Source organism: Streptomyces sp. NPDC107562 (assembly GCF_055657325.1).
Map to the genome: position 1 here is coordinate 952,798 of NZ_JBVKBE010000001.1, position 22,449 is coordinate 975,246.

General features: G+C 74.0%; 11 protein-coding genes. 8 read left to right on the top strand and 3 right to left on the bottom strand.

The genetic code is table 11. The features are described from left to right. Positions 1-9: 9 nt before the first annotated feature. The 4 genes from ACZ7LV_RS04255 to ACZ7LV_RS04270 are packed head-to-tail and all read left to right on the top strand — an operon-like array spanning position 10 to position 4,271. Positions 10-234: an MbtH family protein gene (locus ACZ7LV_RS04255; RefSeq protein WP_471935504.1), complete on the top strand. Its 225-nt coding sequence runs from the start codon at positions 10-12 to the stop codon at positions 232-234. After that, positions 231-1,190 carry an ATP-binding cassette domain-containing protein gene (locus ACZ7LV_RS04260; protein WP_471935506.1) on the top strand — a complete coding sequence of 320 codons (960 nt, stop codon included), beginning with the start codon at positions 231-233 and terminating at the stop codon, positions 1,188-1,190. The genes ACZ7LV_RS04255 and ACZ7LV_RS04260 overlap by 4 nt, the downstream gene beginning before the upstream one ends. Next, positions 1,187-1,942, top strand: a complete 756-nt coding sequence (locus ACZ7LV_RS04265) for an ABC transporter permease (RefSeq protein ID WP_471935508.1) — start codon at positions 1,187-1,189, stop codon at positions 1,940-1,942. Before ACZ7LV_RS04260 ends, ACZ7LV_RS04265 begins: the two co-directional genes overlap by 4 nt. A gap of 10 nt (positions 1,943-1,952) precedes the next feature. Further along, on the top strand, positions 1,953-4,271 hold the full coding sequence (locus ACZ7LV_RS04270) for a lantibiotic dehydratase (RefSeq protein WP_471935510.1): 2,319 nt from the start codon (positions 1,953-1,955) through the stop codon (positions 4,269-4,271). An 18-nt stretch (positions 4,272-4,289) separates the two neighbouring features. On the opposite strand, the gene ACZ7LV_RS04275 is transcribed toward ACZ7LV_RS04270, so the two are convergent. The 3 genes from ACZ7LV_RS04275 to ACZ7LV_RS04285 all read right to left on the bottom strand — a co-directional run bounded on the left by ACZ7LV_RS04275 (position 4,290) and on the right by ACZ7LV_RS04285 (position 15,844). Beyond that, complete coding sequence (locus tag ACZ7LV_RS04275; RefSeq protein ID WP_471935513.1) at positions 4,290-9,881, bottom strand: type I polyketide synthase; 5,592 nt, start codon at positions 9,879-9,881, stop codon at positions 4,290-4,292. A 79-nt stretch (positions 9,882-9,960) separates the two neighbouring features. Then, the gene (locus ACZ7LV_RS04280) at positions 9,961-13,476 is read right to left on the bottom strand and encodes an acyl carrier protein (RefSeq protein ID WP_471935516.1); all 3,516 of its coding nucleotides are present in this window, start codon (positions 13,474-13,476) and stop codon (positions 9,961-9,963) included. Next, the gene (locus tag ACZ7LV_RS04285; RefSeq protein WP_471935519.1) at positions 13,469-15,844 is read right to left on the bottom strand and encodes a lantibiotic dehydratase; all 2,376 of its coding nucleotides are present in this window, start codon (positions 15,842-15,844) and stop codon (positions 13,469-13,471) included. The genes ACZ7LV_RS04280 and ACZ7LV_RS04285 overlap by 8 nt, the downstream gene beginning before the upstream one ends. Before the next feature lie 284 nt (positions 15,845-16,128). Here ACZ7LV_RS04285 and ACZ7LV_RS04290 point away from each other — a divergent pair, with 284 nt between their 5' ends. From ACZ7LV_RS04290 to ACZ7LV_RS04305, 4 genes are read left to right on the top strand one after another with little or no spacing between them, the layout of a single operon-like run. Beyond that, positions 16,129-17,223, top strand: coding sequence for a hypothetical protein (locus ACZ7LV_RS04290; protein WP_471935523.1), 1,095 nt, complete (start codon positions 16,129-16,131; stop codon positions 17,221-17,223). Next, positions 17,220-19,169 carry a non-ribosomal peptide synthetase gene (locus ACZ7LV_RS04295; RefSeq protein WP_471935525.1) on the top strand — a complete coding sequence of 650 codons (1,950 nt, stop codon included), beginning with the start codon at positions 17,220-17,222 and terminating at the stop codon, positions 19,167-19,169. The genes ACZ7LV_RS04290 and ACZ7LV_RS04295 overlap by 4 nt, the downstream gene beginning before the upstream one ends. Then, positions 19,166-20,938 (top strand): beta-ketoacyl synthase N-terminal-like domain-containing protein, encoded by a 1,773-nt coding sequence (locus ACZ7LV_RS04300; RefSeq protein ID WP_471935527.1) that lies wholly within the window; start codon positions 19,166-19,168, stop codon positions 20,936-20,938. The genes ACZ7LV_RS04295 and ACZ7LV_RS04300 overlap by 4 nt, the downstream gene beginning before the upstream one ends. Beyond that, positions 20,935-22,293, top strand: coding sequence for a DUF6002 family protein (locus ACZ7LV_RS04305; protein ID WP_471935529.1), 1,359 nt, complete (start codon positions 20,935-20,937; stop codon positions 22,291-22,293). Before ACZ7LV_RS04300 ends, ACZ7LV_RS04305 begins: the two co-directional genes overlap by 4 nt. Positions 22,294-22,449 lie beyond the last annotated feature (156 nt).

A 22,449-nucleotide genomic window follows, 5' to 3' on the forward strand; every position in this document is an offset into this window, starting at 1 on the left:
CAGAACACCATGACCAATCCGTTCGACGACGCCGAGGGCCGCTTCCTGGTACTGGTGAACGACGAGGGCCAGCACTCGCTGTGGCCCTCGTTCGCCGAGGTGCCCGCGGGCTGGACGGTGGCGCACCCGGAGGACAGCCGCCAGGCCTGCCTGGACCACGTCGAGAGGCACTGGACGGACATGCGGCCTCTGAGCCTGGTGCGGTCGATGGAGGATGCCGGGCCTACGTCGTGATCGAGGCCCGTGGACTGCGCAAGACCTACCGCGACCGTAAGGTCGGCGTTCCGGCGGTGCGCGATCTCGACCTGGACGTCGCCGAAGGGGAGATATTCGGCTTCCTGGGCCCGAACGGCGCAGGCAAGTCGACCCTGATGCGCATGCTGACCACGCTGCTGCCACCGGACGGCGGCGAGGCCACGGTGGCGGGCGCCGACCTGCGCCGGCACCCGCGCAAGGTCCGCCGGCGGATAGGTTACGTGGCCCAGGGCCCCGCCACCTGGCGGCTCGTCACGGCCCGTGAGGAACTGGTCATGCAGGGGCGACTGCACGGCATGTCGAAAGCGGCTGCCACGCGCCGCGCGGCCGAGGTCGTCGACACGCTCGGCATGGCGGATTTCGCGGACCGGCAGTGTGGCACCTACTCCGGCGGTCAGCGGCGGCGGGTGGACATCGCCCTGGGCGTCGTGCACGAACCGGTGCTGCTGTTCCTCGACGAGCCGACCACAGGACTCGATCCGGCGAGCCGCAGCGACCTGTGGCGGGAGGTGCGCCGGCAGCGGGCCGCCGGCACCACGATCTTCCTCACCACGCACTACCTGGACGAGGCCGACGCGCTGTGCGACCGGGTCGCCGTCATGGACCACGGGACCGTCGTCGCGGTCGGCTCGCCCGCCGAACTGAAGCGGGCCGTCGGCGGCGACGTGGTGACCCTGACGTTCGCCGACGGGACCGACGCGGCGACCGCCGCCGCGGTGCTGGCGCGGGAAGCGGGACCGCAGCCGGCCGACGCCGTGCGGCAGCGGCTCCGGCTGCGGGTACCCGACGGCACCACGGCGATTCCGGGGCTGCTCGGCGCGCTGCACGAGGCCGGCACCAGACCGGTCGCCATCGAACTGCACCAGCCCAGCCTCGACGACGTCTTCATGGCGCACACCGGGCGCTCCCTGGCCGAAGAGGAAGGCCCGACGTGATCACCTTGGCGCGGGAGATCTGGATCGTCTTCACCCGGTCTCTGCGGCTGAGCCTGCGCGAACCGTTCATGGTGCTGGTCGCGCTGGCTCCGCCCGTGTACTTCGTGGTGCTCTTCGGGCCGCTGTGGGAGCGTTCGCTCGGCATGTCCCGCGACGACTCCTATGCGGTGTTCCTGCCCGGACTCCTGGTGGAGATCGCCGTGTTCGGCACGATCTTCGCCGGCGTGGGCCTGGTCAGCGAGATCCACGCGGGACTGCTGGAGAGGATGCGGGTCACGCCGGTCAGCCGGACGGCGCTGCTGCTGGGCCGGTGCGCACGGGACGTCTTCATGCTGCTCGTCCAGGCCTCGGTCCTGGTGGCCCTCGCCGTGCCGTTCGGCTTCCCGCTGCGGGCCGGACCGCTGCTGCTGACGTTCGTGCTGATGGCGTTCGTGGCGCTGGCGGCCACCTCGCTGTCGTACGCGCTGGCGACGGTCGTGCGCTCCGAGATGTCCCTCGCGGCCCTGGCCAACATCATCAACCTGCCCCTGATGCTGACGTCCGGCATCCTCATCCCGGTGGCCTACGCGCCCGACTGGCTGCGTCTGGTCTCCGAGTTCAACCCGGTTCAGCACGCTGTCGTCGCCTCCCGGGCGGTGTTCGCCGGCACCTACAGCGACCCCTCGGTCATCCGGGCCCTGGTGATCGTGGTCGTCGTAGGCAGTATGTCGGCCGCCTGGGCCGTACGTCGTTTCACCCGCAGCATCCACTGATCAGGAGCCGGTGACCATCGTGTCCGACCACCTCGTCCCCCTGCCCGGCACCTCCTGGGGTGTCTGGCGGCACACCCTGGTGCGCTCCGCCGGTTTCCCGGCCGACGGCGTCGCCGCGTTCTGCGCTCCGGAGCTGGCCCGGACCGTGGACCGGCACCTGGACGACGCCGATGACGGCGTCGGGGTCGACGCCGCGTTCGCCGACGCGATGATCCAGCTGGGCCATGCCGTCCACGACGTCTGCGCCGATCCGCTGTTCCGCCAGGCGGTCACCTGGCAGAACCCCGGAGCGCTCAGCTCCGTGGCCGGGGTGCTGCGCGATGGGCCCACCGCGCGGCGCAACGAACGCCGCCGGCGCCGCGAGGAGATCGTCGCCAAGTACTGGCAGCGGTACTGCACCAAGAACGACACCATCGGCTTCTTCGGTCCCATGAGCTGGTCGACCGTGGACAACGGCGGCCCGCGACTGGAGGTGCGGCACGGGCCCGCGCTCGTCCGGGACACGGCCGTGCACTTCGAGTGGTGGGCGCTCGACGCGCTGGCGGCGCACCTCGCGAACGACGGACGGCTGCGTCCCTGGCTGCCCGTGGCCCGGCAACCGCAGCTGCGGCTCGACGGACACCGGCTGGAGTGGCCGAACCGGCCCGCGCAGGACCTGCCGTCCGGCGCCGCCGAGCTGGTCGCCCGCTGCGACGGTCGCCTGCGGGCGGGCGAACTGGCGGCAGGGCTGACCGCGGACGGCACCTACCGCCGCACGGCCGACGTGTACGCCCAGCTCGACGAGCTCGCCGCCGCCGGAGTCCTGCGGCTCGGCTTCGACCTGCCGATGGACCTCGGCGCCGAACTGCTGCTGCGCGAGGGGCTGGACGGCATCGGTGACGCGGAGGCCCGGGAGTGGGCGCTGGCGACGATGGACCGCCTGTGCGACGCCCGGGACGCGGTGGCCGCCGCCGACGGACCGGACGAACTCAGCGACGCCATGGCCGCGTTGGAGGACACCTTCACCCGGATCACCGGCCGGGACTCCCGGCGGCGGCCCGGCGAGACATACGCCGGCCGTACGCTCTGCCATCTGGACGCCGTGCGTGACCTGGACGTCACCGTCGGCGGGGACGTGCTGGCCCGGCTGGCCGGTCTGGCGCCGCTGCTCCAGTCGGCGCGCTGGCTGTCGGCCCGGATCGCGGCGGCCTACACGTCGGCGCTGACCGAGCTGTACGGCGAACTGGCCGCCGACGCCGGGGCAGCGGAGGTGCCGCTGCGGGAGTTGTGGTTCATGGCGCAGGCGCTGGTCTTCGGCGACGAGCGGCCCGCCGACCCGGTGGTCGCCGACTTCCTGCGCCGGTGGACGGCCGTCCTCGGCCTGGAGGACGTCCGCCCCGGTACCGCAGAACTGCGCTTCACCGCCGAGGAACTCGGCGCCCGGGTCGCCGAGGCGTTCCCCGCCGAACGGCCGGGCTGGTCCGAGGCACGGGTGCACAGCCCGGACGTCCACTTGTGCGCCACCGACGCCGAGGCGCTCGCCCGCGGCGACTACACCCTCGTGCTCGGTGAACTGCACATCGCCTCCGCCGCGTTCGACACGCAGTTCTTCGCGCTGGGGCACCCCGCGCCGCAGGTGCTGCGCGAGGCCCTCGCCGCCGATCTGCCGGACAGCCGGATCCGGCTGCTGCTGCCGCACGACTGGCCACGCCACTGCTCCCGCAACGCTTACTGGATGCACGGGCCGCACGACGTGGAACTGGGCTTCGTCCCGGCCCCGGGAGCGGACCCCGACCGGCTCGTACCGGTCACCGCCCTGACCGTCACCGACACGCCGGACGGGCTCGTCGCACGGGCGGAGGACGGCCGGCGGTGGCCGATCCTCGAGGTGTTCGCGAACATGCTGGGGCTGCAGACGTTCGACACCTGGAAGCTGGCCGGCGCCGACGGGCACACGCCCCGGATCACGGTGGACGACCTCGTGCTCGTCCGCCGCACCTGGAAGTCCACGATCGGCGCCGGCGGGCTGGCCGACGTCACCGGCGAGCAACAGCGGTTCGTGTCGGCCCGCCGCTGGCGGCGGGCCGAGGACATGCCCGAGCAGGTCTACGTCCGGGTCGCGACCGACATCAAGCCGCAGTTCGTCGACTTCACCAGCCCGGTGTACGTGCGGCTGCTCTGCACCATGCTGCGCGGAGCCCGCGCCAAGGGGGGCGACGACGTGGAGGTGATCGTCACCGAGGCGCTGCCCACGGCCGAGCACGCCTGGCTGGCCGACGGGCAGGGCCGACGGTACTCCTCCGAGCTGCGGCTCCAGATCATCGATCCGGAGCCGCCCGGCCGGCCCTGACCGTCGGCCCGGCCTCCCTCAGCTCGTTCGCGGGCGCGGCAGGACCGGAATCGTCGTCGCCTGCGGCGCGGGCGGCGCGGTCGCCGACTCCGGCTGCGCGGCCCGCAGTTCGACGATGCGTGCGGCCATGCTCGCGACCGTGGGGGCGTCGAACAGCGTCCGCATCGGCAGCCGTACACCGGTGGCCTTGCGGATCTGTGCGACGAGTTGCACGGCGACGAGCGAGTTCCCGCCCAGCTCGAAGAAGTCGTCGTCCTCCGCGATGTCCTCCTCGCCGAGCACCGCCGACCAGACCCGGCTGACGGTGGACACCAGGTCGTCGCCGCCGGACGCGCCCGGGTCGGACGGTCCGGCGGCGACCGGTTCGAGGGTCTCACCGCGCAGCACGGCCAGGGCCCGCCGGGCGCGTTCGGCACTGCCCCGCAGCATTGCGTCGTACCGGCCCGGGGTGATCAGCACGTGTGCCGCCGGCGCCGCGGCCACCACCCGGTGCAGGGCGTCCAGACCGTCGGCCGGCATGATCGCCCAGGGGTCCGCGGGCCCGGTGTCCGGGGCAGTCTCCGGCGTCGTGGCGACCGCCGCTCGGATCGCGGCCGGATCGACGGCGCGCAGTACGAAGTCGGCGACCGTGACGAGCGGCCGTCCACCGTCATCGGTGACGACGAAGTCCCAGGAGACGACCGCCGCGGCGTCCTCGTGCGCGCCGTCGCGCCACCGGTGCACCCACACCGCCGAGTCGAGCGGGGCGTGGAGGCGAACCCGGCCGTAGCCGATCGGCAGCCGGGTACCGCCGCCCCCCGGCCCGACCGGCATGGTCGCCACATCCAGCAGTGCGGGATGCAGCGGCCACTCGGCGCCGTCCGCCTCGGCCGGGACCAGGCGGACGAGTTCCTCGTCCGTGCCGATCCACGCCTCGCCGAGGCAGCGCCAGCGCGGCCCGAAGGCCAGGAACGGGTTGCCGTCGAGCTGCTGGTGGAAGCGCTCGGCCTCCGCCGGGGACTCGGCGCACCGCCCGCGGACCGCCGCCAGGTCGAGCGGTGCGGTGCTGTCCGGCCGGACCCACACGGCATGGCCGCCGGTGTGGGTGCGCACGAGGTCGCCGTGCCCGCTGGACACGGTGAACTCCACCCCGTCGCCGTCCGGGAGCAGCGTGACGCGGACCTCCGTCCGCGTGCCGTCGGCGACCGCGATCGGTTCCGTGAACGCGACGTCGGACAGCTCCAGTTCGCTCACTCCGTCGGGTGCGGGCCACCCGGCCACGACGGCCGCGCGGACGAGTTCGAGCTGGCCGGTGCCGGGCATCACGGGCACCCCGCCGATGCGGTGCTCGTCGAGCAGCCAGTGCTGTCCGGCCGAGACGGTGCCACGGCAGTACGCGGGGGCGCCGCCGGACGCCGGCACCAGCTCGGTCAGCACCGGGTGGGCGATCGGTATCACGCCGCTGCGGCCGGCCTCCGCCGCGGGTGCGGTCGTACCTCCGGAGGCACCGAGCCGTCCCAGGATGTCGCGGTCGGTGGAGCGGGCGGCCATCCCGATCCGCCCCCAGGCGCCCCAGCCCAGTGACAGCACTCGGGTCGGCCAGCCGTGCTCCGAGGCGGCATAGGCGTCCAGGAAGGCGTTGGCTCCGGTGTAGTCCGTGTCGCCGATACCGCCGACCACCGACGACACCGAGGAGAACAGCACCACCGTGTCCAGGGGCAGGTCGCCGAACGCGTCCTGCAGTGCCAGCGTTCCGGCCAGCTTCGGGGCGAGCACCGCGCGAGCGGCGTCGAGCGCCTTGACCTCGAGCATGCCGTCGCCCGGCAGGCCCGCCGAGTGCACGATGCCGTCCAGCCGCCCGAACCGTGCCAGGAGTTCCTCGCGGACCCTGCGCAGGGCGGCCGGGTCGCACACGTCGGCGGCCACCGGCAGCACCTCGCCGCCCGCGGCCTCCATCCGCTCCACGGCGGCGACTGCGGTGCCGGCGCGGCCCGAGGTGCCCCGCAGGGCGGACCACCGGTCCCGCGGCGGCAGTCCGGAGCGGCCCAGCAGCACCAGCCGTGCCTGGAAGCGGCGGGCCAGGTCCTCCGCCACGGCCAGTCCCAGTCCGTCGTAGCCACCGGTGATCAGGTAGACGCCGCCGGTGCGCCACGGGCCGTTGGCGGCGTCCGGCAGCGGCACCCGGTCGAAGCCGCGCACCCACAGCCGTCCGCCGCGCAATGCCAGGGGCCGGTCCCGGTCGTGGCCGGGGTCGCGCCACAGCGCGGCGACCGACCGGTCGGCGGCCGGCTCGGAACCGGTCTGTCTGGCGTCGAGGTCGAGATGGCGGGCGGTGACGGCGGGCAGCTCCCGGTTGACGGCCAGCATCGCTCCGGCCACGGTCGCGTGCTCGGGGCGCCGCCCGTCGCCCCCGACGACGTCGTGCACCCCGGCGGTGACCACATCGAGGTGCAGGGGGACGTCGGCGGCCTCGGCGGCCAGGGCGCGGGCCAGACAGACGAGGCTGAGGTAGCCGTGCTCCTGGGCCGACCACGCGGCCGCGACGCGGTCCTCACCGCTCCCGGGTGCAACCGACCAGGCGTGGACGATCCGTACGCCCTCGGTGAGGACGCCGTCGGCCAGCAGGGCCCGCACCAGGGCGAGATAGTCGTCCGGCTCGGCGGGACGCACGGTGTGGTCGCCGACTCCGTCGCGGGTGTGGCCGGTGCCCGTGCGCACCCGGGTCACGGCGGTCCCGGCCCGGGTCAGCGCGGCGAACAGGCCGTTCGCTCCGTCCTCGGTGTCGAAGAGCACGCAGACGGGGGCCGGCCGGGCCGCAGGGGTCGGGGCAAGCTGCCGCCACACGGGTACCTGGAACCAGTCCGCCGGATCGGCAGGGATCAGGTCGTCGGCCTCCGCGTCGGTGGCGTCGTCCGCCCGCGCGGCCGCGGGGGCCGGCGGATCCGGCTCGATCCAGCAGCGGACCCTCTCGTACGGGTAGGCCGGCAGCGGCACCCGGGCCGCCTGCTGCCCGAACGCCTCGGGGTCCAGCGGGAATCCGCGGGTCCACAGCGTGCCCGCGGCGGTGTAGCAGACGGTCGGGTCGTCTGCGGGCTCGGTCGGTCCGGGCAGGCTGGGCAGGACGAGCGCGTCGCGGCCGGTCTGCATCCGCACCAGTCCGGCGAGCTGGCGGCCCGGGCCGCACTCCACGAACGCCCACTCGCCGTCGGCCAGCAGGGTGCCGACACAGTCCCCGAAGCGGACGGTGTCGCGCAGGTGACGCGCCCAGTACGCCGGGTCCGTGGCGTCCTCCGCGGTGAACCATGTGCCCGTCACGTCGGACAGGAAGGGCAGCCGTGGCGCCTGCCGTGGCACCGCGGCCACGGCGGCGGTGAACTCGGTGAGGATCGGCTCCATCATCGCCGAGTGGAAGGCGTGCGAGGTGCGCAGCTCGCGACTACGGACGCCGTCGGCCTCCAACCGCGCGGCGAAGTCCGCTACGGCGGCCGCCGGGCCGGCCACCACGCACACGCCCGGCCCGTTGACGGTGGCCACCGATAGCCCCTCGGGCAGCCGCGGCACCACCTGCTCGGCCGCCCGCTGCACGGCGAGCATCGCCCCGGCCGGCAGCGCGTCCATCAGCCGTCCGCGCAGCGCCACCAGGCGCAGCGCGTCAGGGAGTGCGAACACTCCGGCGAGCGTGGCGGCGACGTACTCACCGATGGAATGCCCGATCATCGCGTCGGGGGAGTGGCCCCACGAGCGCCAGAGCACCGCCAGCGCGTACTCCACTGCGAACAGCGCCGGCTGGGTGTAAACGGTGCGCCGCAACTGCTCGTCGGCGGCGTCCCGTTCGGCCTGCGCGGCCTCGGTGTCCGGGCCGTTGCCGTCGGCGAACAGCAGCGTTCTCAGGTCCAGGCCCAGCTCCGGGGCGAGGAGTTCGGCACAGGTGTCGACGGCATCCCGGAAGACCGGCTCGGTGCGGTAGAGCGCAGCGCCCATCCCCGCGTACTGGGCGCCCTGGCCGGAGAAGAGCCAGGCCAGCCGGGGGCGATCCGGTGCGGCCTCGCCGGCAGGCCGGCGCTTGCCCGCCCTGAGCGCGGCCACGGCCGCTGTGCTGTCGGCGGCGACGACCGCCGTACGGTGCCGGTGTGCGCGACGGCCGACCCGCAGGGTGTGCGCCACGTCGGAGACGGGAAGTTCGGGCCGCCCCTCCAGGTGCGCGGCGAGTTCGTCCACCGCCGTTGCCAGGGCCTCGGGGGTGCGCGCGGACAGTTGCAGCAGGTGCGCGGGCCGCTCCGACGGGGTGCTCGCCGGGCTCGGCGCCTCCTCGAGGAGGACGTGCGCGTTGGTGCCGCCGATGCCGAACGAGCTGACGCCGGCCCGGCGCGGGGTGCCGTCGGTGTCCCATTTGGCCAGCGTGGCGTTGACGTAGAACGGGCTGGTGTCGAAGTCGATGGCGGGGTTGGGCGACTTGTAGCCGACGCTGGGCGGGATCATCCCGTGGCGCAGGGCCAGTGCCGCCTTGATCAGTCCGGCGGCCCCGGCGGCCTGACTCAGGTGGCCCATGTTGGACTTGAGCGAGCTCAGACCGCACCAGCCCCGGTCGGCGCTCTGTCGGCCGTACGCCTGTGACAGCGCCCGGACCTCGATCGGGTCGCCGAGGTTCGTGGCCGTGCCGTGCGCCTCGACATAGCCCACCGTCCGGGGATCGACGCCGGCCACGGACAGGGCCGTCGACACCACGGCGGCCTGTCCTTCCACACTGGGCGCGGTGAAGCCCACCTTGCCGGCGCCGTCGTTGTTGACCGCGCTGCCGCGGATCACCGCGTGCACGTGATCGCCGTCGGCCAGGGCGTCGGACAGCCGCTTCAGCAGCACCATGGCGCCGCCGGAGGCCCACACCGTGCCCGTCGCGCCGGCGTCGAACGGGCGGCAGCGGCCGTCGGCGGACTCCACCCCGCCGTCGGTCTGCAGATAGCCGTGGTTGAGCGGCAGTTCGATGGACGCGCCGCCGGCCAGGGCCAGATCGCATTCCCCGCCGCGCAGCGACTCGCAGGCCGTGTGCACGGCGACCAGCGAGGTGGAGCACGCCGTGTGCACACTGATGCTCGGACCGCGCAGGTCGAGGTGGTACGAGGTGGTGGTCGTGACGTAGTCCGCCAGGTTGGCGTTGGACAGGGCCATCGAGCCGTCCAGGGCGTCGGTCACTGCCCGGTTGGCGCCCAGGTGCCGCCAGTAGTACCGGGTGGGCCCGACCCCGCCGTAGACACCGATGTCCCCGTCGAAGCGCGCCGGGTCGTAACCCCCGTGCTGGAGCGCGGTGTTCGCCAGCTCCAGGAAGAGACGGATCTGGGGATCGGCCAGCTCCGCCTCACGGCGTGTCATCCCGAAGTAGCCGTAGTCGAAGGACTCGGGGTGGTCCAGGGACGACACCACCGGCACGTAGGACGGGTCGTCGATCTCCGCGGCGGGCACCCCCGCGGCGAGCAGTTCGGTGCGCGGCACGGTACGGGTCGACACGACGCCGTCGACGAGGTTGCGCCACAGCGTCTCGACGTCGGCCGCACCGGGGAGGCGGCACGCCATTCCCACGATCGCGATCGGTTCGACGTCGCCTTCGCCGCCGGGGATGTCCTGCGGGGTCGTCATTGTTGCCTCTCCGAGTCCGGAAGCGGGGCGGTGCTGCTGAGCGGGGCCCGCGCCGCCGTGCCGCGCGGGGCGGTGCTGTTCAGAGGGGCCCGCGCCGCCGGGCCGCGCGGCCGGGGGCCCGGCGGCGGCGCGCGAGGCCTCGGTCGGTGCCGCGGTCCGCGCCGGACGCCTGTGCGGCACCGTCGAGATGGGCGGCGAGCGCACGGACACTGGGGTGGTGGAACAGGTCCACGACCCGCAGCTGCCGGCCGAGCACGTCTTCCAGTCGCTGCCGCACGGTGACCAGCAGCAGCGACGTTCCCGCGGCATCGAAGAAGTTGTCGGTCACCTTGATGTCGTCGCGCTCCAGGACCTGCCGCCAGACTGCCAGGACGGCAGCCTCGGTGCCGCCGTCGGGGACAGGGGGGGCCAGGAGGGCCGGTGGCGCGGACGGCGCGGGCCCGGCGGTGGTGCCCTCGAACAGTTCGGCGTACGGGTCGAGGTCGATCTCCCCGGCCGGGCGGTCCGGAGATTCGAGGAAACCATTCAGCAGGTGTACGTAGGCGGCGAGGAGTTGTTCCGCACGGGCGGTCGTGAAGCGATCCGTGTTGTGGACGAGTTCGATTCGGTAGCCGCCGTCGGCCTCCGCGGCGTACAGCGTAAGGTCGAACGGGGCCCCGGGTGCCGGGACGGGCTCCGCCGTGACGTCCAGTCCGGGCATCTCGAGTCGCGGCTGCGGGAAGTTGTAGGCGTTGAACAGCACCTGGACCAGTGGCTGGCGGGAGGCGTCGCGGGGCAGGCGCAGCGCCTCCACCAGACGCTCGACGGGCGCCTCGGGATGGGCCAGGGCGTCGAGCAGTTCGTCGCGGGTGTCGCGCACCTGCGTCCGGAAGCTCCGCCCGGCGGCCGGGCGCAGCCGCAGCGGCACCACCTCGATGAAGAAGCCCACGAGATCCAGGAACGCGGGGTGCCGACGGTCCACCGCGGGCGTGCCGATGACCAGGTCGTCGCGCCCGGCGAGCCGTCCCGCGAGCTGGCCGAGCACAGCCAGCAGCACCGCCGACGGCGTCGCCCCGCAGTCCCGCGCCAGCGCGTGCACCGCCGCGGTGGTCGCGGCCCCGAGGGCAGTCTCCACACGGCCGCCCCGGAAGGTCTGCTCGGCCGGGCGGGGGTGGTCACCGGGCAGTTCCAGAACCGGCGGCACGCCGTCGAGGTGCCTCAGCCACCAGCCCAGGTCGGTGTCGGCGCGGCGGCTCGCCCGGTCGGAGCGCCAGGCCACGTAGTCGGCGAACGACGCCGCCGCCGGTGGCAGGGGCGCCGCACGGCGCGCGTACGCCGTCCCCAGGTCGTGCAGGAAGAGTCCCTGCGACCAGCCGTCGAAGACCGCGTGGTGGGCGGTGACCGCGAGGACGTGCTCGTCGTCGCCGACCCGGAGCAGGAGGGCCCGCCACAACCGGTCGGCGGCCAGGTCGAAGCGGTCCTCGGCGGCCAGCGCGAGCCGCGCGGCCAGGGCGCCGGCCCGCTCCCCCGGCGGCAGCGTCGTCAGATCGGTGATCGGCAGGGGCATGTCGGCGGGAGGGTCGATCACCACGGTCGGCGCGCCGTCGACGGTCGGTATCCGCCAGCGCAGCACCTCGTGCCGCCGGGCGACCTCGGCCAGCGCGGACCGCAGCGCCGCAGCGTCCAGCGGGCCCCGCAGCCGTTGCGCCAGCGCGATGTTGTAGGCGCCGCTGTCCGTCGTGAGCTGGTCGAGGAACCACAGCCGCCGCTGTGCCGCCGACAGCTCCGGCGGGTTGCCGCGGGTCAGTTCCGGTCCGGCGGGCGCGGCGGCGGCCAGAGCGGCGGCGATGCCGTCGACCGTACGGCCGCGCAGGACGTCCTCGATCCGTACGTCCCGGTCCATGTCGGCCCGCAGCCGGGCGACCAGCCGCATCGCACCGAGGGAGTGGCCGCCGGCGTCGAAGAAGGTGTCGTCGCCGGAGCGCACCGGCACTCCCAGCACGTCGGACCAGGCCCGGGCGACCACGGCGGCCTCCTCGCTGTCCGGCTGCCATGCGTCACCGGGTTCCGCGGTCGGTGACGACGCCAGCGCGTGCAGCGCCGCCCGGTCGGTCTTGCCGGACGCGTTGCGCGGCAGCGCGTCGAGCCGGACGAAACGCGAGGGCACCATGGCGGGCGGCAGCAGCCGGGCGCAGTGCTCGCGCAGGGCCGCGTCCGACGGCGTCCGCGCGGGGGTGAGGAAGGCCGTCAGCAGGGGTTCCGCGGCGGTCGGGACCAGATCGACGACCGCCTGGCGGACCTCGGGGTGGAGCGTCAGGGCCGCCTCCACCTCCCCGGGCTCCATGCGGTGACCGCGGACCTTGAGCTGCCGGTCGACACGGCCGAGGTAGCGCAGGGCTCCGTCGGGCTCCCAGACCGCCAGGTCGCCGGTGCGGTACAGCCGTCCGCCCGACCCGTCGAAGGGGTCGGCGACGAACCGCTGCGCGGTCAGCGCTGGTTGTCCGAGGTACCCGCGGGCCAGCCCCGTGCCTCCGACCAGCAGCTCGCCCGGCACGCCGACGGGCACCGGGCGCAGCGCCGCGTCCACCACGTACGCGCGCAGGTTCGGCAGCGGGCGGCCCATCGGGACCGGCCGGGTCCACTCGCCGACGGCGTCGTGGGCGGTGGCCTCGACCGTCGTCTCCGTCGGGCCGTAAGCGTTGATGAAGCGCAACCTCGGCGCCTCGGCGGTGCCCGCCCACCGCAGCACCTGATCGGGTGCCACCGGTTCGGCGGTGGCCACGAGCACCCGCAGTGCGGCGAAACCGGCCGGGTCCAGGAAGGGCAGCATCGACACCGGCGGACTGGCCCAGGTGACCTTGTGGGCGGCGGCGAAGCTGCCGAGCCGCTCAGGTGAACGGCGGTCGGCCTCCGGCACCAGGGCGACGGTGCCACCGGCGGCCAGCGTGGTGAAGACCTCCAGCACGCTCACGTCGAAGCCGAACGACGCGGTGGCCAGGGCGACGGTGTCGGCTCCGATCCCGAATCGATGGGCGGAAGCCGTCAGGAATGCCGTCACGCTGCGATGGGTGACGACCACGCCCTTCGGGGCGCCGGTCGAACCGGAGGTGTACATCACGTACGCCGGGTTGTCCGGGGACAGGGCCTCCAGGGCCGGGTTGTCCGAGGAGGCGGGGCCCCCGGCCGGCGCGGTCACGAACAGCCGATCCGGCGCCGCGTCGGCGAGCAGCGCACGGCCCTCGGCGTCGACGACCACCAACTCCGCACCGGCGTCGTCGAGAACGGCCAGAAGCCGGTCACGGGGGTGTGTCGGGTCCAGCGGCACATAGGCGCCGCCCGCGAGCATGACGCCCAGCATCGCCGCGATCGTGTCCGGCCGGCGCCGGCCGCACACGCCTACCGTGGTCTCGGGACAGACGCCGAGTTCCCGCAGGCTCCGGGCGAGTTCACCGGCCGAGGCGACGAGTTCGGCGTAGGTCACCGCACGGCGGCCCTGCCGTACCGCGATCCCGTCGGAGTACCGACGAGCCGCCGCGAGCACGGCGTGCGCCACGGTCGGCGCGGCCGGCGCCAGCGACTCTCCTCTGCCCCAGTCCTCGCGCACGGCCTCAGTCATCGGCGCTCCCGGCGGCGTGCGGCGGAACGAGCGGATCGCGGATCTGCACGCGCAACTCCGAGTAGTAGGTGCGGCCGTCGGCATCCGGTACCCAGGTGTCCTCGGGGAGCGGCAGCACCTCGGTGACCACCACCTCGACGTCGGGCCCCGCGTCCAGACCTGCGCGGCGCACCATGGACGCGAGTGAGTACACCAGCGGCGGGCTGGTCAGATCCGTGTATGTGGGCTTGAGTTCGGTGCCGAGGCGGATGAACACCCGGTCCGGCAGACCCAGTTCCGCCGCCCAGCGCCGGGCCGCGAGATACCGCTCGGCATAGCCCTTGGCCGTGGCCAGGCCGGTCGCCCCGACCGTGCTGCGCCAGGTCTCACGCTCCACGACCAGTCGGTCGATCGTCACCCGGGGGGTGTGCGGGCCGGCAGAGACCAGTTTGAACGCGTCCGCCGTGTGCATCGACAGGAAGTCGGCGAACACCTCCAGCAGCGGCCACTCCTGCCCGTCGGCGTGCCGCGCCACCAGGTCGCCGTCCCGCTCGGTCACCGTCAACGCGGTGACCGGGAGCAGCCGGGAGTGCTCGGCGCCCGGCGCCGGCGCGAAGCCGAGCTGCCAGTTGTCCCGCGACCACAAAAGGTCGGCGACCCGGGCGGTCATCCTCGGGAAGTCCTCCGGCAGCAGCAGCTGCACCCGGTCCGTGCCGAGATCCCGGTCGATCGCGGACCGCAGGGCGCCCGGCCGGGGGTGCGCCCAGCTGAACACACCGGTGCACAGCGTCAGATACGCCGCGTGCAGCTCGCCCAGCACCACCGTGTAGTCGCCCGCGGCCAGTCTCTCCGGACTGGGTGCGGCGATCTGCAGATCCGGGCTGTGGATGCGGGCGGTGGACCAGCCGGGCCCCGGCGCGTCGAACAACTCGGCGGACAGGTCGACGAGTTCCGTCGAGCGCAGCCGCACCCGGCGGGTACCCGGTGCGCGTTCCGTCCCGCCCGTCAACTGGGCCCACCGGTCGGCGAAGGCGGCCACGACGTCGTCGACCGGCCGCCGGCCGGCACCGAAGAACAAGCCGTGCGCCAGATAGCGCAGATCGCCCAACGGCACCTCCCCGGCGCCGAGGTCGGCGCACAGGTCGGCGTACACCTCCCGCAACGCCTGACGGTACGCCGACGCCAGGGTGTGGCTGAGCCAGCGCGCGGCCGTGAGCAGCACGTCGAGCGCCGGTGCCAACTCCTCCAGCAGCGGCCGGCCGAACGACAGCTCCAGGTCGCGTACGGCGTCCTCGTGGCACAGCGTGCGCCCGGCGTACGTCTGTCCCGCTCTGCGACGGCTGTCGCGTCCGGTCAGCTCGGTGAACACCTGATCCAGCTGGAGCGTCGCGGCACGCAGGGCGGCCGGATCGCCGGCCGCGGCGGCCACCGCGGAGCGGGCGGCGTCCAGTTGGCCGAACTCCTCGCGTGCGGACGCGCGGGCTACCGGATCGCCGATCGCGTCGAGCGCCCCGCGCAGGGCCGCTTCGGCGGAGAGGTTCAGCGGCAGGTCGATGCCCCAGCGCAGCACACCGCGCTCGGTGAGTCGCTCCAGCAGCACGAACCCGTCCGCGCCGCGCCGGATGGGGTTGCCGCCGTCCGCGACAAGCTCGGCGACCAGCCCGGCGGCCGGGCGCGGCCCGGTCAGCAGGCCGAGCAGCGCCACCTCGGCGGAAGTGAGCTCCACCGGCGGCTCCACGGGCCGGTGCAACATCCCTGCCCGGACGGAGAGGTGGGGTTGCAGTGCCACGGGCAGGTGAGGCCGGAAGCGCGGATCCGAGGCCAGCCGGTCCGCGAACGCCGCCAGGGCCCACCACTCGAAGTACACCTGCCGCCCCGTCACCAGGCCGGGTCCCGGACGGGTCGCCACCACCGTGTCGTCGTCGGTCAGCCGGACCCAGCACACCGGGCCGAAGAAGCCGATCGTGTCGTTCTTGGCACAGTACCGCTGCCAGTACCGGGCCACCACCGCCTGCCGGCGACGGGTCTTGCGGTCCGGCGGGGCGTCGGGACCGGCCGCGCGCAACCCGTCCAGGAACGCCAGTACATCGGGGTTCTGCCAGGTGATCGCCTCGCGGAACAGGGGGTCGCCCGCCACCTCGTACAGCTGCGCGCCGACGACCCCGGCGGCCTCCGCGAAGGCCGCGCGGTAGCCCACGTCGTCGATGTCCCCGGCGAGACGAGCCTCGGCGGCCGAGGCGGCGGCGGCCGAGGCGAAGACACGCAGGCCCCCTGCGGGGAATCCGGTGGAGCGCAGGACGGCGTCGCGCCACACCTGCCAGCGGGTCCCGGGGAGGTCGGCGAGGGCGACCGGCTCCTGGCCGTTCTTGTGCACGGCCGGTGTGGACATCGGCGACATCAACCCAAGCTCCCCCCGGAAAACGCCCACAGGTGTCCGGTGGTTCGCCGCCGGCACCGCACCGCCGCCAGGAACACCGGCTGGACAGGGCATAGTTGATCTAGCACTGCGTGGGCATGCTAACGACGCCGTCGGGTGCTTGGGAAGTGTTCGAATACCTTGCCGCGGAGCCCTCCCGGGCGGCCGGTGAGGGGTTAGTATCCAGCCGTGCCGATACCGAAGATCACATTTGTGACCGCGAGACCGCACGAACGGGCGTCGGTGCGATGACGGCGGTGCCCACTGTCGTGGTCATCGGCAGCGGCTCCCTGGCCGCCTCCGTCTGCGCCGGCTTGGCGCACTCGGTCGGCCCGCCCCTGCGGGTGGTCGTGGTGGCCCGCGGGGAGAGCGTCCAGCACCTCTGCGAGCTGGCCGGTACACGCGCCGCGCTGGCCGGACGCGCCGTGCGCTTCCGGCCACGGAGGACCGGCCCGGACCTGCGGGCCGCACTGCCCGAGGTGATCCGCGAGGAGGCGCCGGACGGTGTGCTCCTGTGCGCCTCCCACCAGTCGCCGTGGGAACGCCGCGAGGCGCCGTCCGCCTGGACCGCCCTGCTCGGGCGCGGCGGCTTCGGGCTGACGCTCCCGCTGCAGGCGGATCTCGCCGTGGTGGCCGGCCGGGCGGCGGCCGAGAGCGGCTCCTGGTTCGTCAACGCCTGTTTCCCGGACGCGGTCAACCCGGTGCTGGCCGCGCTGAGAGTGCCGGTGCTGTGCGGTATCGGCAACGTGGCGCTGATCGCCGCGAGCCTGCAGGCCCGGCTCGGCCTGCCCGACCAACGCCGGCTGCGGGTGGTCGGCCACCATGTGCACCTGAACGCGCCCGGCCCGGCGGGCGAGGCCCTCGCCTGGCTGGACGACGGGCCGGTGGACGGTGTCACCGAGGCGCTGGCCGGTCAGCGTGCCTGCGACCGGCCCGCTCTCAACCAGGTGACCGGACAGGCAGGCGCGATGGTCGTCGACGCGCTGGCGGAAGGGTCGGAGCTGGACACCAGCCTGCCAGGCGTGGAAGGGCTGCCCGGCGGCTACCCGGTGCGGATAAGCGGTGGCCGCCTCTCCCTGCGGCTGCCGGCCGGACTCGGCCGGGCCGAGGCGGTGGCAGCCAACCAGCGGTGGTCTCAGGCCGACGGGATCGTCGTCGACGGCGAGCGGGTCAGGTTCGCCCCGTCCGCGGCGGTGGCGCTGGCGGAGGCCGAACCGGGCTGGGAGGCCGAGGAGTTCGTCGCCGAGCGGATCCCGGAGGTCTGCCGTCGGCTGCTCGCCCTGCGCGAGCGCCTGCGCCGCACTTCGCCGGGGCCGTCCGCCGTACCGGAAGGAACAGGTGCGGCCGGATGACCGCGACGACTCCGCACGACCGGCGGTTGCCCGTGGAACCGGAGAGCGCGCCGCCGCTGCCCTTCGCCGACCACCACCGGCAGCAGACCGGATACCGGCCGCTCGCCCGCCACGGGACGATCCCGGCGGCGTTCGCGGCACAGGCCGCCCGGCGCCCCGACGCCGTCGCGGTGCTCGGCGACGGCGAGCCGTGGACGTACCGCACGCTGGCGGACGCGGCGAACCGGACCGCGGCCGCGCTCCGGAACGCCGGGATCCGGCGCGGCGACCGTGTCGGCATCCTGCTGGACCACTCGCCGGAGACCGTCGCCGCGATTCTGGGCGTCCTGTTCGCCGGCGGCTGCTACGTACCGCTCGACCCGGCCCATCCCGAACCGCGCCTGGCCCAACTCGTCGCCCTCGCCGGAATCGACCTCGTGATCGCCGACGCGGCAAGGCCGGTGGACCGGCTGCGGGCCGCACCCCTGCGCGTGGTGCCGCCGCCGGGGCGGGCCGCCCCAGGAGACCCGGACGTTCCCTTCGACGAACAGCCGGGCAGTCCCGACGACGTGGCCTATCTCCTGTGCACCTCCGGCTCCACGGGCCGGCCGAAGGGCGTGCCGCAGACGCACCGCAACGTGCTGCACGGAGTCGCCAACCACATCGAGAACTTCCGCATCACCCCTGCCGACCGGCTCAGCGTGGTGTCCTCCTTCAGTTTCGACATGGCGGTGACCGACACCTTCGCGGCACTGCTCGCCGGCGCGGCCACCGTCGTCGTGGACGTGCGGCGGCACGGCCCGGCCCACCTCGCACAGGCCCTGGCCGACCGAGGGGCGTCGGTCTTCCACTCCACACCGACCGTGTACCGCTATCTGATCGACGCGCTCGGCGAGCGGCGCCTGGACACGGTCCGCGCCGTGGTGCTCGGCGGCGAGACCGTGACCCGGCACGACGCGCTGCGCTGCCGGGCGCACTTCGCGCCGGACTGCGTGTTCGTCAACGGGTACGGGGCCACCGAGGCCAGCTTCGCCGTGCAGGACCACCTGCCGCCGGACGCCGTCCTGGAACACGACATCCTGCCCATCGGGCACCCGTTGCCCGGATACACCATCTCGCTCCTCGGCCCCGGCGGCGAGCCGTCGGCCGACGAGGGGGAGATCGTCATCCACAGCCCCTACGTCGCCCCCGGCTACTGGCGGGCACCTGAACTGACCGCCGAGCGGTTCGGCCGCGGCGGCTCCACAGGACCTGGCATGTCGAGCTACCGCACCGGCGATCTGGGACGCCGGCTGCCGGACGGCAGGCTGGCGTATTTGGGCAGGCTGGACCGCCAGGTCAAGATCCGCGGCAACCGCGTCGAACTCGGCGAGGTCGAGTACCACCTCGCGGCACACCCCGGCGTGCTGCGGGCCGTGGCGGTCGCCCGGCCCGGCGAGACGGGCGGCACGGAACTGCTCGGCTACGTGCAGCCCGTCGCGGGCACCCGCCTCGATGCCGCCGAGCTGCGCCGCGCGCTGTCGGCCCAGGTACCGCAGCATCTGGTGCCGCGCCTGCTCACCGTCCTCGACACACTGCCGCTGACCAGCACCGGCAAGGTGGACACCCAGGCACTGCCGGCTCCGCGGACACCCCAGCCCGCGGGACAGGGCCCGGGGCCCCGTACCGCCACCGAAGAGGTGATAGCCCGGGCGTGGTGCACGGTCCTGAGGAGAGCGCATGTCACCACCGACACCAACTTCTTCGACCTCGGCGGCAATTCGCTCCTGCTCGCCGACGTACACCAGCTGCTGCGGGAAAACCTCGACGCAACCGTGCAGATGATGGACCTGTACCGGCATCCGACCGTCGCCGCGCTGGCCCGTCGTCTCGACGGCGACGCCGCTCCCCCCACCGCGCCCGATCTGCGCCGCGTCACCGAGCGGGCTGCGCGCCGGGCCCGCCGCGACGAAAGGGGACGACGGTGAGCGAGTACGACGACCGCGTCGCCGTCGTCGGCCTCGCTGGCCGGTTCCCCGGCGCGGACAGCGTGCCCGAACTCTGGCGGCTGCTGCGCGAGGGCGTCGACGCCGTCCACGACTACACCGATGCCGAGCTGCGACAGCTCGGAATCGCCCCGGAGCTGCTGAACGACCCGGCGCTGGTGCGGTCCGGCGGGGTGCTGCCCGGCGGAGCGCTCGACGGCGTCGCCGGCTTCGACGCCGAACTGTTCGGTTTCGACCCCGAGGACGCGGCCCTGCTCGACCCGCAGCACCGGCTGTTCCTCGAGTCGGCCTGGAACGCCCTGGAGGACGCCGGCTGCGACCCGCGTCGCTACGACGGTGACATCGGCGTCTTCACCGGCGTCTCCACCAACCGATACTTCCTCTACCACCTGCTGGGCAACCCCGCGGCCTCGGACGGCCGGGCCGACGACTGGGAGGCGCAACTCGCCACCCGCCCGGGCGCCGACTACCTGCCCGCGCAGGTCGCGTACCGGCTCGGACTGCGCGGACCGGCGATGGCCGTCCAGACCGCGTGCTCCAGCTCGCTCACCGCCGTCTGCGTGGCCGCGCAGAACCTCCTCGACTACGGCTGCGACCTCGCCGTCGCCGGCGGTGCGAGCGTCTCGCTGCCGCGCCACCGGCACACGCCCGAGGGACTGGTCTCACCCGACGGGCGATGCCGGGCCTTCGACACCGCGGCCGCCGGCACCGGATACGGCACCGGCGCCGCCGCGGTGGTCCTCAAGCGCTACGCCGACGTCGACCCGGACCGCGATCGCGTCCACGCCGTGTTGCGCGGCTGGGCGGTGAACAACGACGGCGCCCACCGCGCCGGCTTCGAGGCTCCGGGGGCGGACGGGCAGGCCGCGGTGATCGCCGAGGCACTCGCCCGTGCCGCGGTGAGCCCGCACGAACTCGGTTACCTGGAGGCGCACGGCAGCGCCACGGTCGTCGGCGACGCCATCGAACTCTCCGCACTCCACCAGGTCTGGCGGACGGCCGGCGCCGCACCCGCCGGGGCCTGCGCGCTCGGCACCGTCAAGGCCAACATCGGCAACCTGGACGCCGCTTCGGGTATCGCCGGACTCGTCGCCGCCGTCCGCGCCGTCACCGAGGGCACCCTGCCCGCCCATGTGCAGTTCAGCGAGCCGCACCCGGAACTCGCGATCGAGAGCGGGCCGTTCACCGTGCCGAAGACGCCACGGCCCTGGCCGCACGACGGCGGCCGGCTCGCCGGCGTCAGCTCGTTCGGGCTGGGCGGCAGCAACGCGCACGTGGTGCTGGAACAGGCCGCCCGGCCCGCTCCGGCATCGACGGCCGGCCTGCACCTGCTGCCGCTCTCGGCGCATTCCCCGGCCGCCCTCGCCGAAGCCTGCCGACGGCTGGCCGGACATCTGGAGACCGCCGGTCCCGAGCTGCGTCTGGCCGACGTCGCCTACACCCTGGCCACCGGCCGCCGCGTCCTGCCGTACCGTGCGGCGATCGTCGCCCGCGAGCCAGCCGAGGCGGCCGCCGCGCTACGAGAGGCCGCGGCCGGACGGTGGACCGGGCCACCGCTGCCGGCCGAGACCGGAGCGGAGCTGCACGCGGCCGCGGAGTCCTGGCTGCGTGGTGAGGACACCGACTGGGCGAGCCACCTCAAGGACCGCCCGGGACGGGTCTGCACGTTGCCCGCCTACCCGTTCCGGCGGCGGCGGCACTGGATCGATCCGCCGGCCCATCGGGCAGCTGACCGGGGAGGACCCGCATGACCACCGCACTCGTCGCCGAGCGCAACCTGATCCTCGACTACTACGAGCGGTTGCCGCAGGTTGTCGCGGCCCTGGTGAAGGACCCGGCGCCGGTCACCGAACCCGGCGCTTTCGCCCCCGGCTTCGCGCTGCCGGAAGCGGACGCCGGCGTGCGCGACCTCTTCGAGCCGGCCCGGGCACAGTGGCGGGAACTGGGCGCGTACGGCAGCCACCGGCTGGTCCTGCTGGACCTGGCCGGCAACCCCGGTACGCACACCACCAAGACCTTCCCCTCCCTGCTGATCGTCGCCCGCGCCGTGGAGTACATCCGCCGCACGGGCGAACCGGTGATGATCTTCACGCCCACGTCGGCGAACAAGGGGACCGCGCTCCGCGACGCCGTGGCGCGGGCACTGGCCGCGGGGCTGGCCACCCCCGACCAGCTGAGGATCGCCACGCTGGCACCGGCCTCCAGCCTGCGCAAGCTGCGCGCCGGCAGTCTTACCGACGACGCGGAACTCCGGGGCCGCAACCCGCTGATGGTGTACCACGGCGAGCGCGCCGAGGACGTCAAGGCGCTGGCGCGGCAGTTCACCGACGCCTACGCGGCGGACCTCAAACGACGCCACGGACTGAACCTGTGGTTCTCGCTGGACCTGCGCAACTACCTGGTGGCGGACACCGCACGGGCCTTCTTCGAGCAGGACGCGGACCCGACCGACGATGCCGGGCCGCGGCTGCACGCGCACGCCGTGTCGAGCGCGTTCGGACTGCTCGGCTACCACGCCGGCCGGGACGTGCTGGAAGCCGCGGGCGAGGTGCGCCCGTCAAGCCGTCCGGCCAGTCTGCTCGTTCAGCACCTGGGCACCCCCGACATGGTGCTCAGCCTGCGCCGGGGCAGCTTCGACCGGGCCGGACTGCCACCCTACGAGCGCGGCGACGACGGGCTGTGGCGCCAGGGGTCGGACCCCCACTTCCCGAGTGTCGCCGACGACGTGGACGAGGTGCTCGACCCGACCTTCTACACGCACCGGCCCGCGACCTCGCCGGCCATGAACGCCCTGATCGCCCGGCACGGCGGCGACGGCATCGTGGTCTCGCGCCGCGAGTGCCTCGAACGCTACCCCGCGCTGTGGAAAATGGTCGCGGACCATGCGCGGCCACTGCCGGGCGATCCGCGGGCCTTGCGCGAGTGGTCGCTGGTCATGGCGCTGACCGGCGTGTGCAACGCCATCGACCGCGGACTGGTCGAGGCGGGTCGCGACGTGGTGGTCCACGGTTCTGGCTGGTACTCCGACGAGGATGTGCGGAGCCCCGAGGCGTCCGCGCTGGTAACGGTGTCCACGGTCGAGGACATCGCGGCCGCACTGCTGTGAAGGGCAAGCGGTCCTGACCGCACCGCCGGACGGCGGAGTGCCGGGCCCGGCGTGACTGACGGCGTGGGTGGGCCGGTCGGCACACCTTCGACGGCCTCATGAGGGCACTGTCAGACGAACAGATCGTGAGGGCCGCGGATGGCGGCGCCGCCGCTG

What these genes read in the sequence shown, in the direction of transcription:
- ACZ7LV_RS04255 (WP_471935504.1), top strand. Translation starts at nt 10, where the DNA reads ATGACCAATCCGTTCGACGACGCCGAGGGCCGCTTCCTGGTACTGGTG.
- ACZ7LV_RS04275 (WP_471935513.1), bottom strand. Translation starts at nt 9,881, where the DNA reads ATGACGACCCCGCAGGACATCCCCGGCGGCGAAGGCGACGTCGAACCG.
- ACZ7LV_RS04280 (WP_471935516.1), bottom strand. Translation starts at nt 13,476, where the DNA reads ATGACTGAGGCCGTGCGCGAGGACTGGGGCAGAGGAGAGTCGCTGGCG.
- ACZ7LV_RS04285 (WP_471935519.1), bottom strand. Translation starts at nt 15,844, where the DNA reads ATGTCCACACCGGCCGTGCACAAGAACGGCCAGGAGCCGGTCGCCCTC.
- ACZ7LV_RS04295 (WP_471935525.1), top strand. Translation starts at nt 17,220, where the DNA reads ATGACCGCGACGACTCCGCACGACCGGCGGTTGCCCGTGGAACCGGAG.
- ACZ7LV_RS04305 (WP_471935529.1), top strand. Translation starts at nt 20,935, where the DNA reads ATGACCACCGCACTCGTCGCCGAGCGCAACCTGATCCTCGACTACTAC.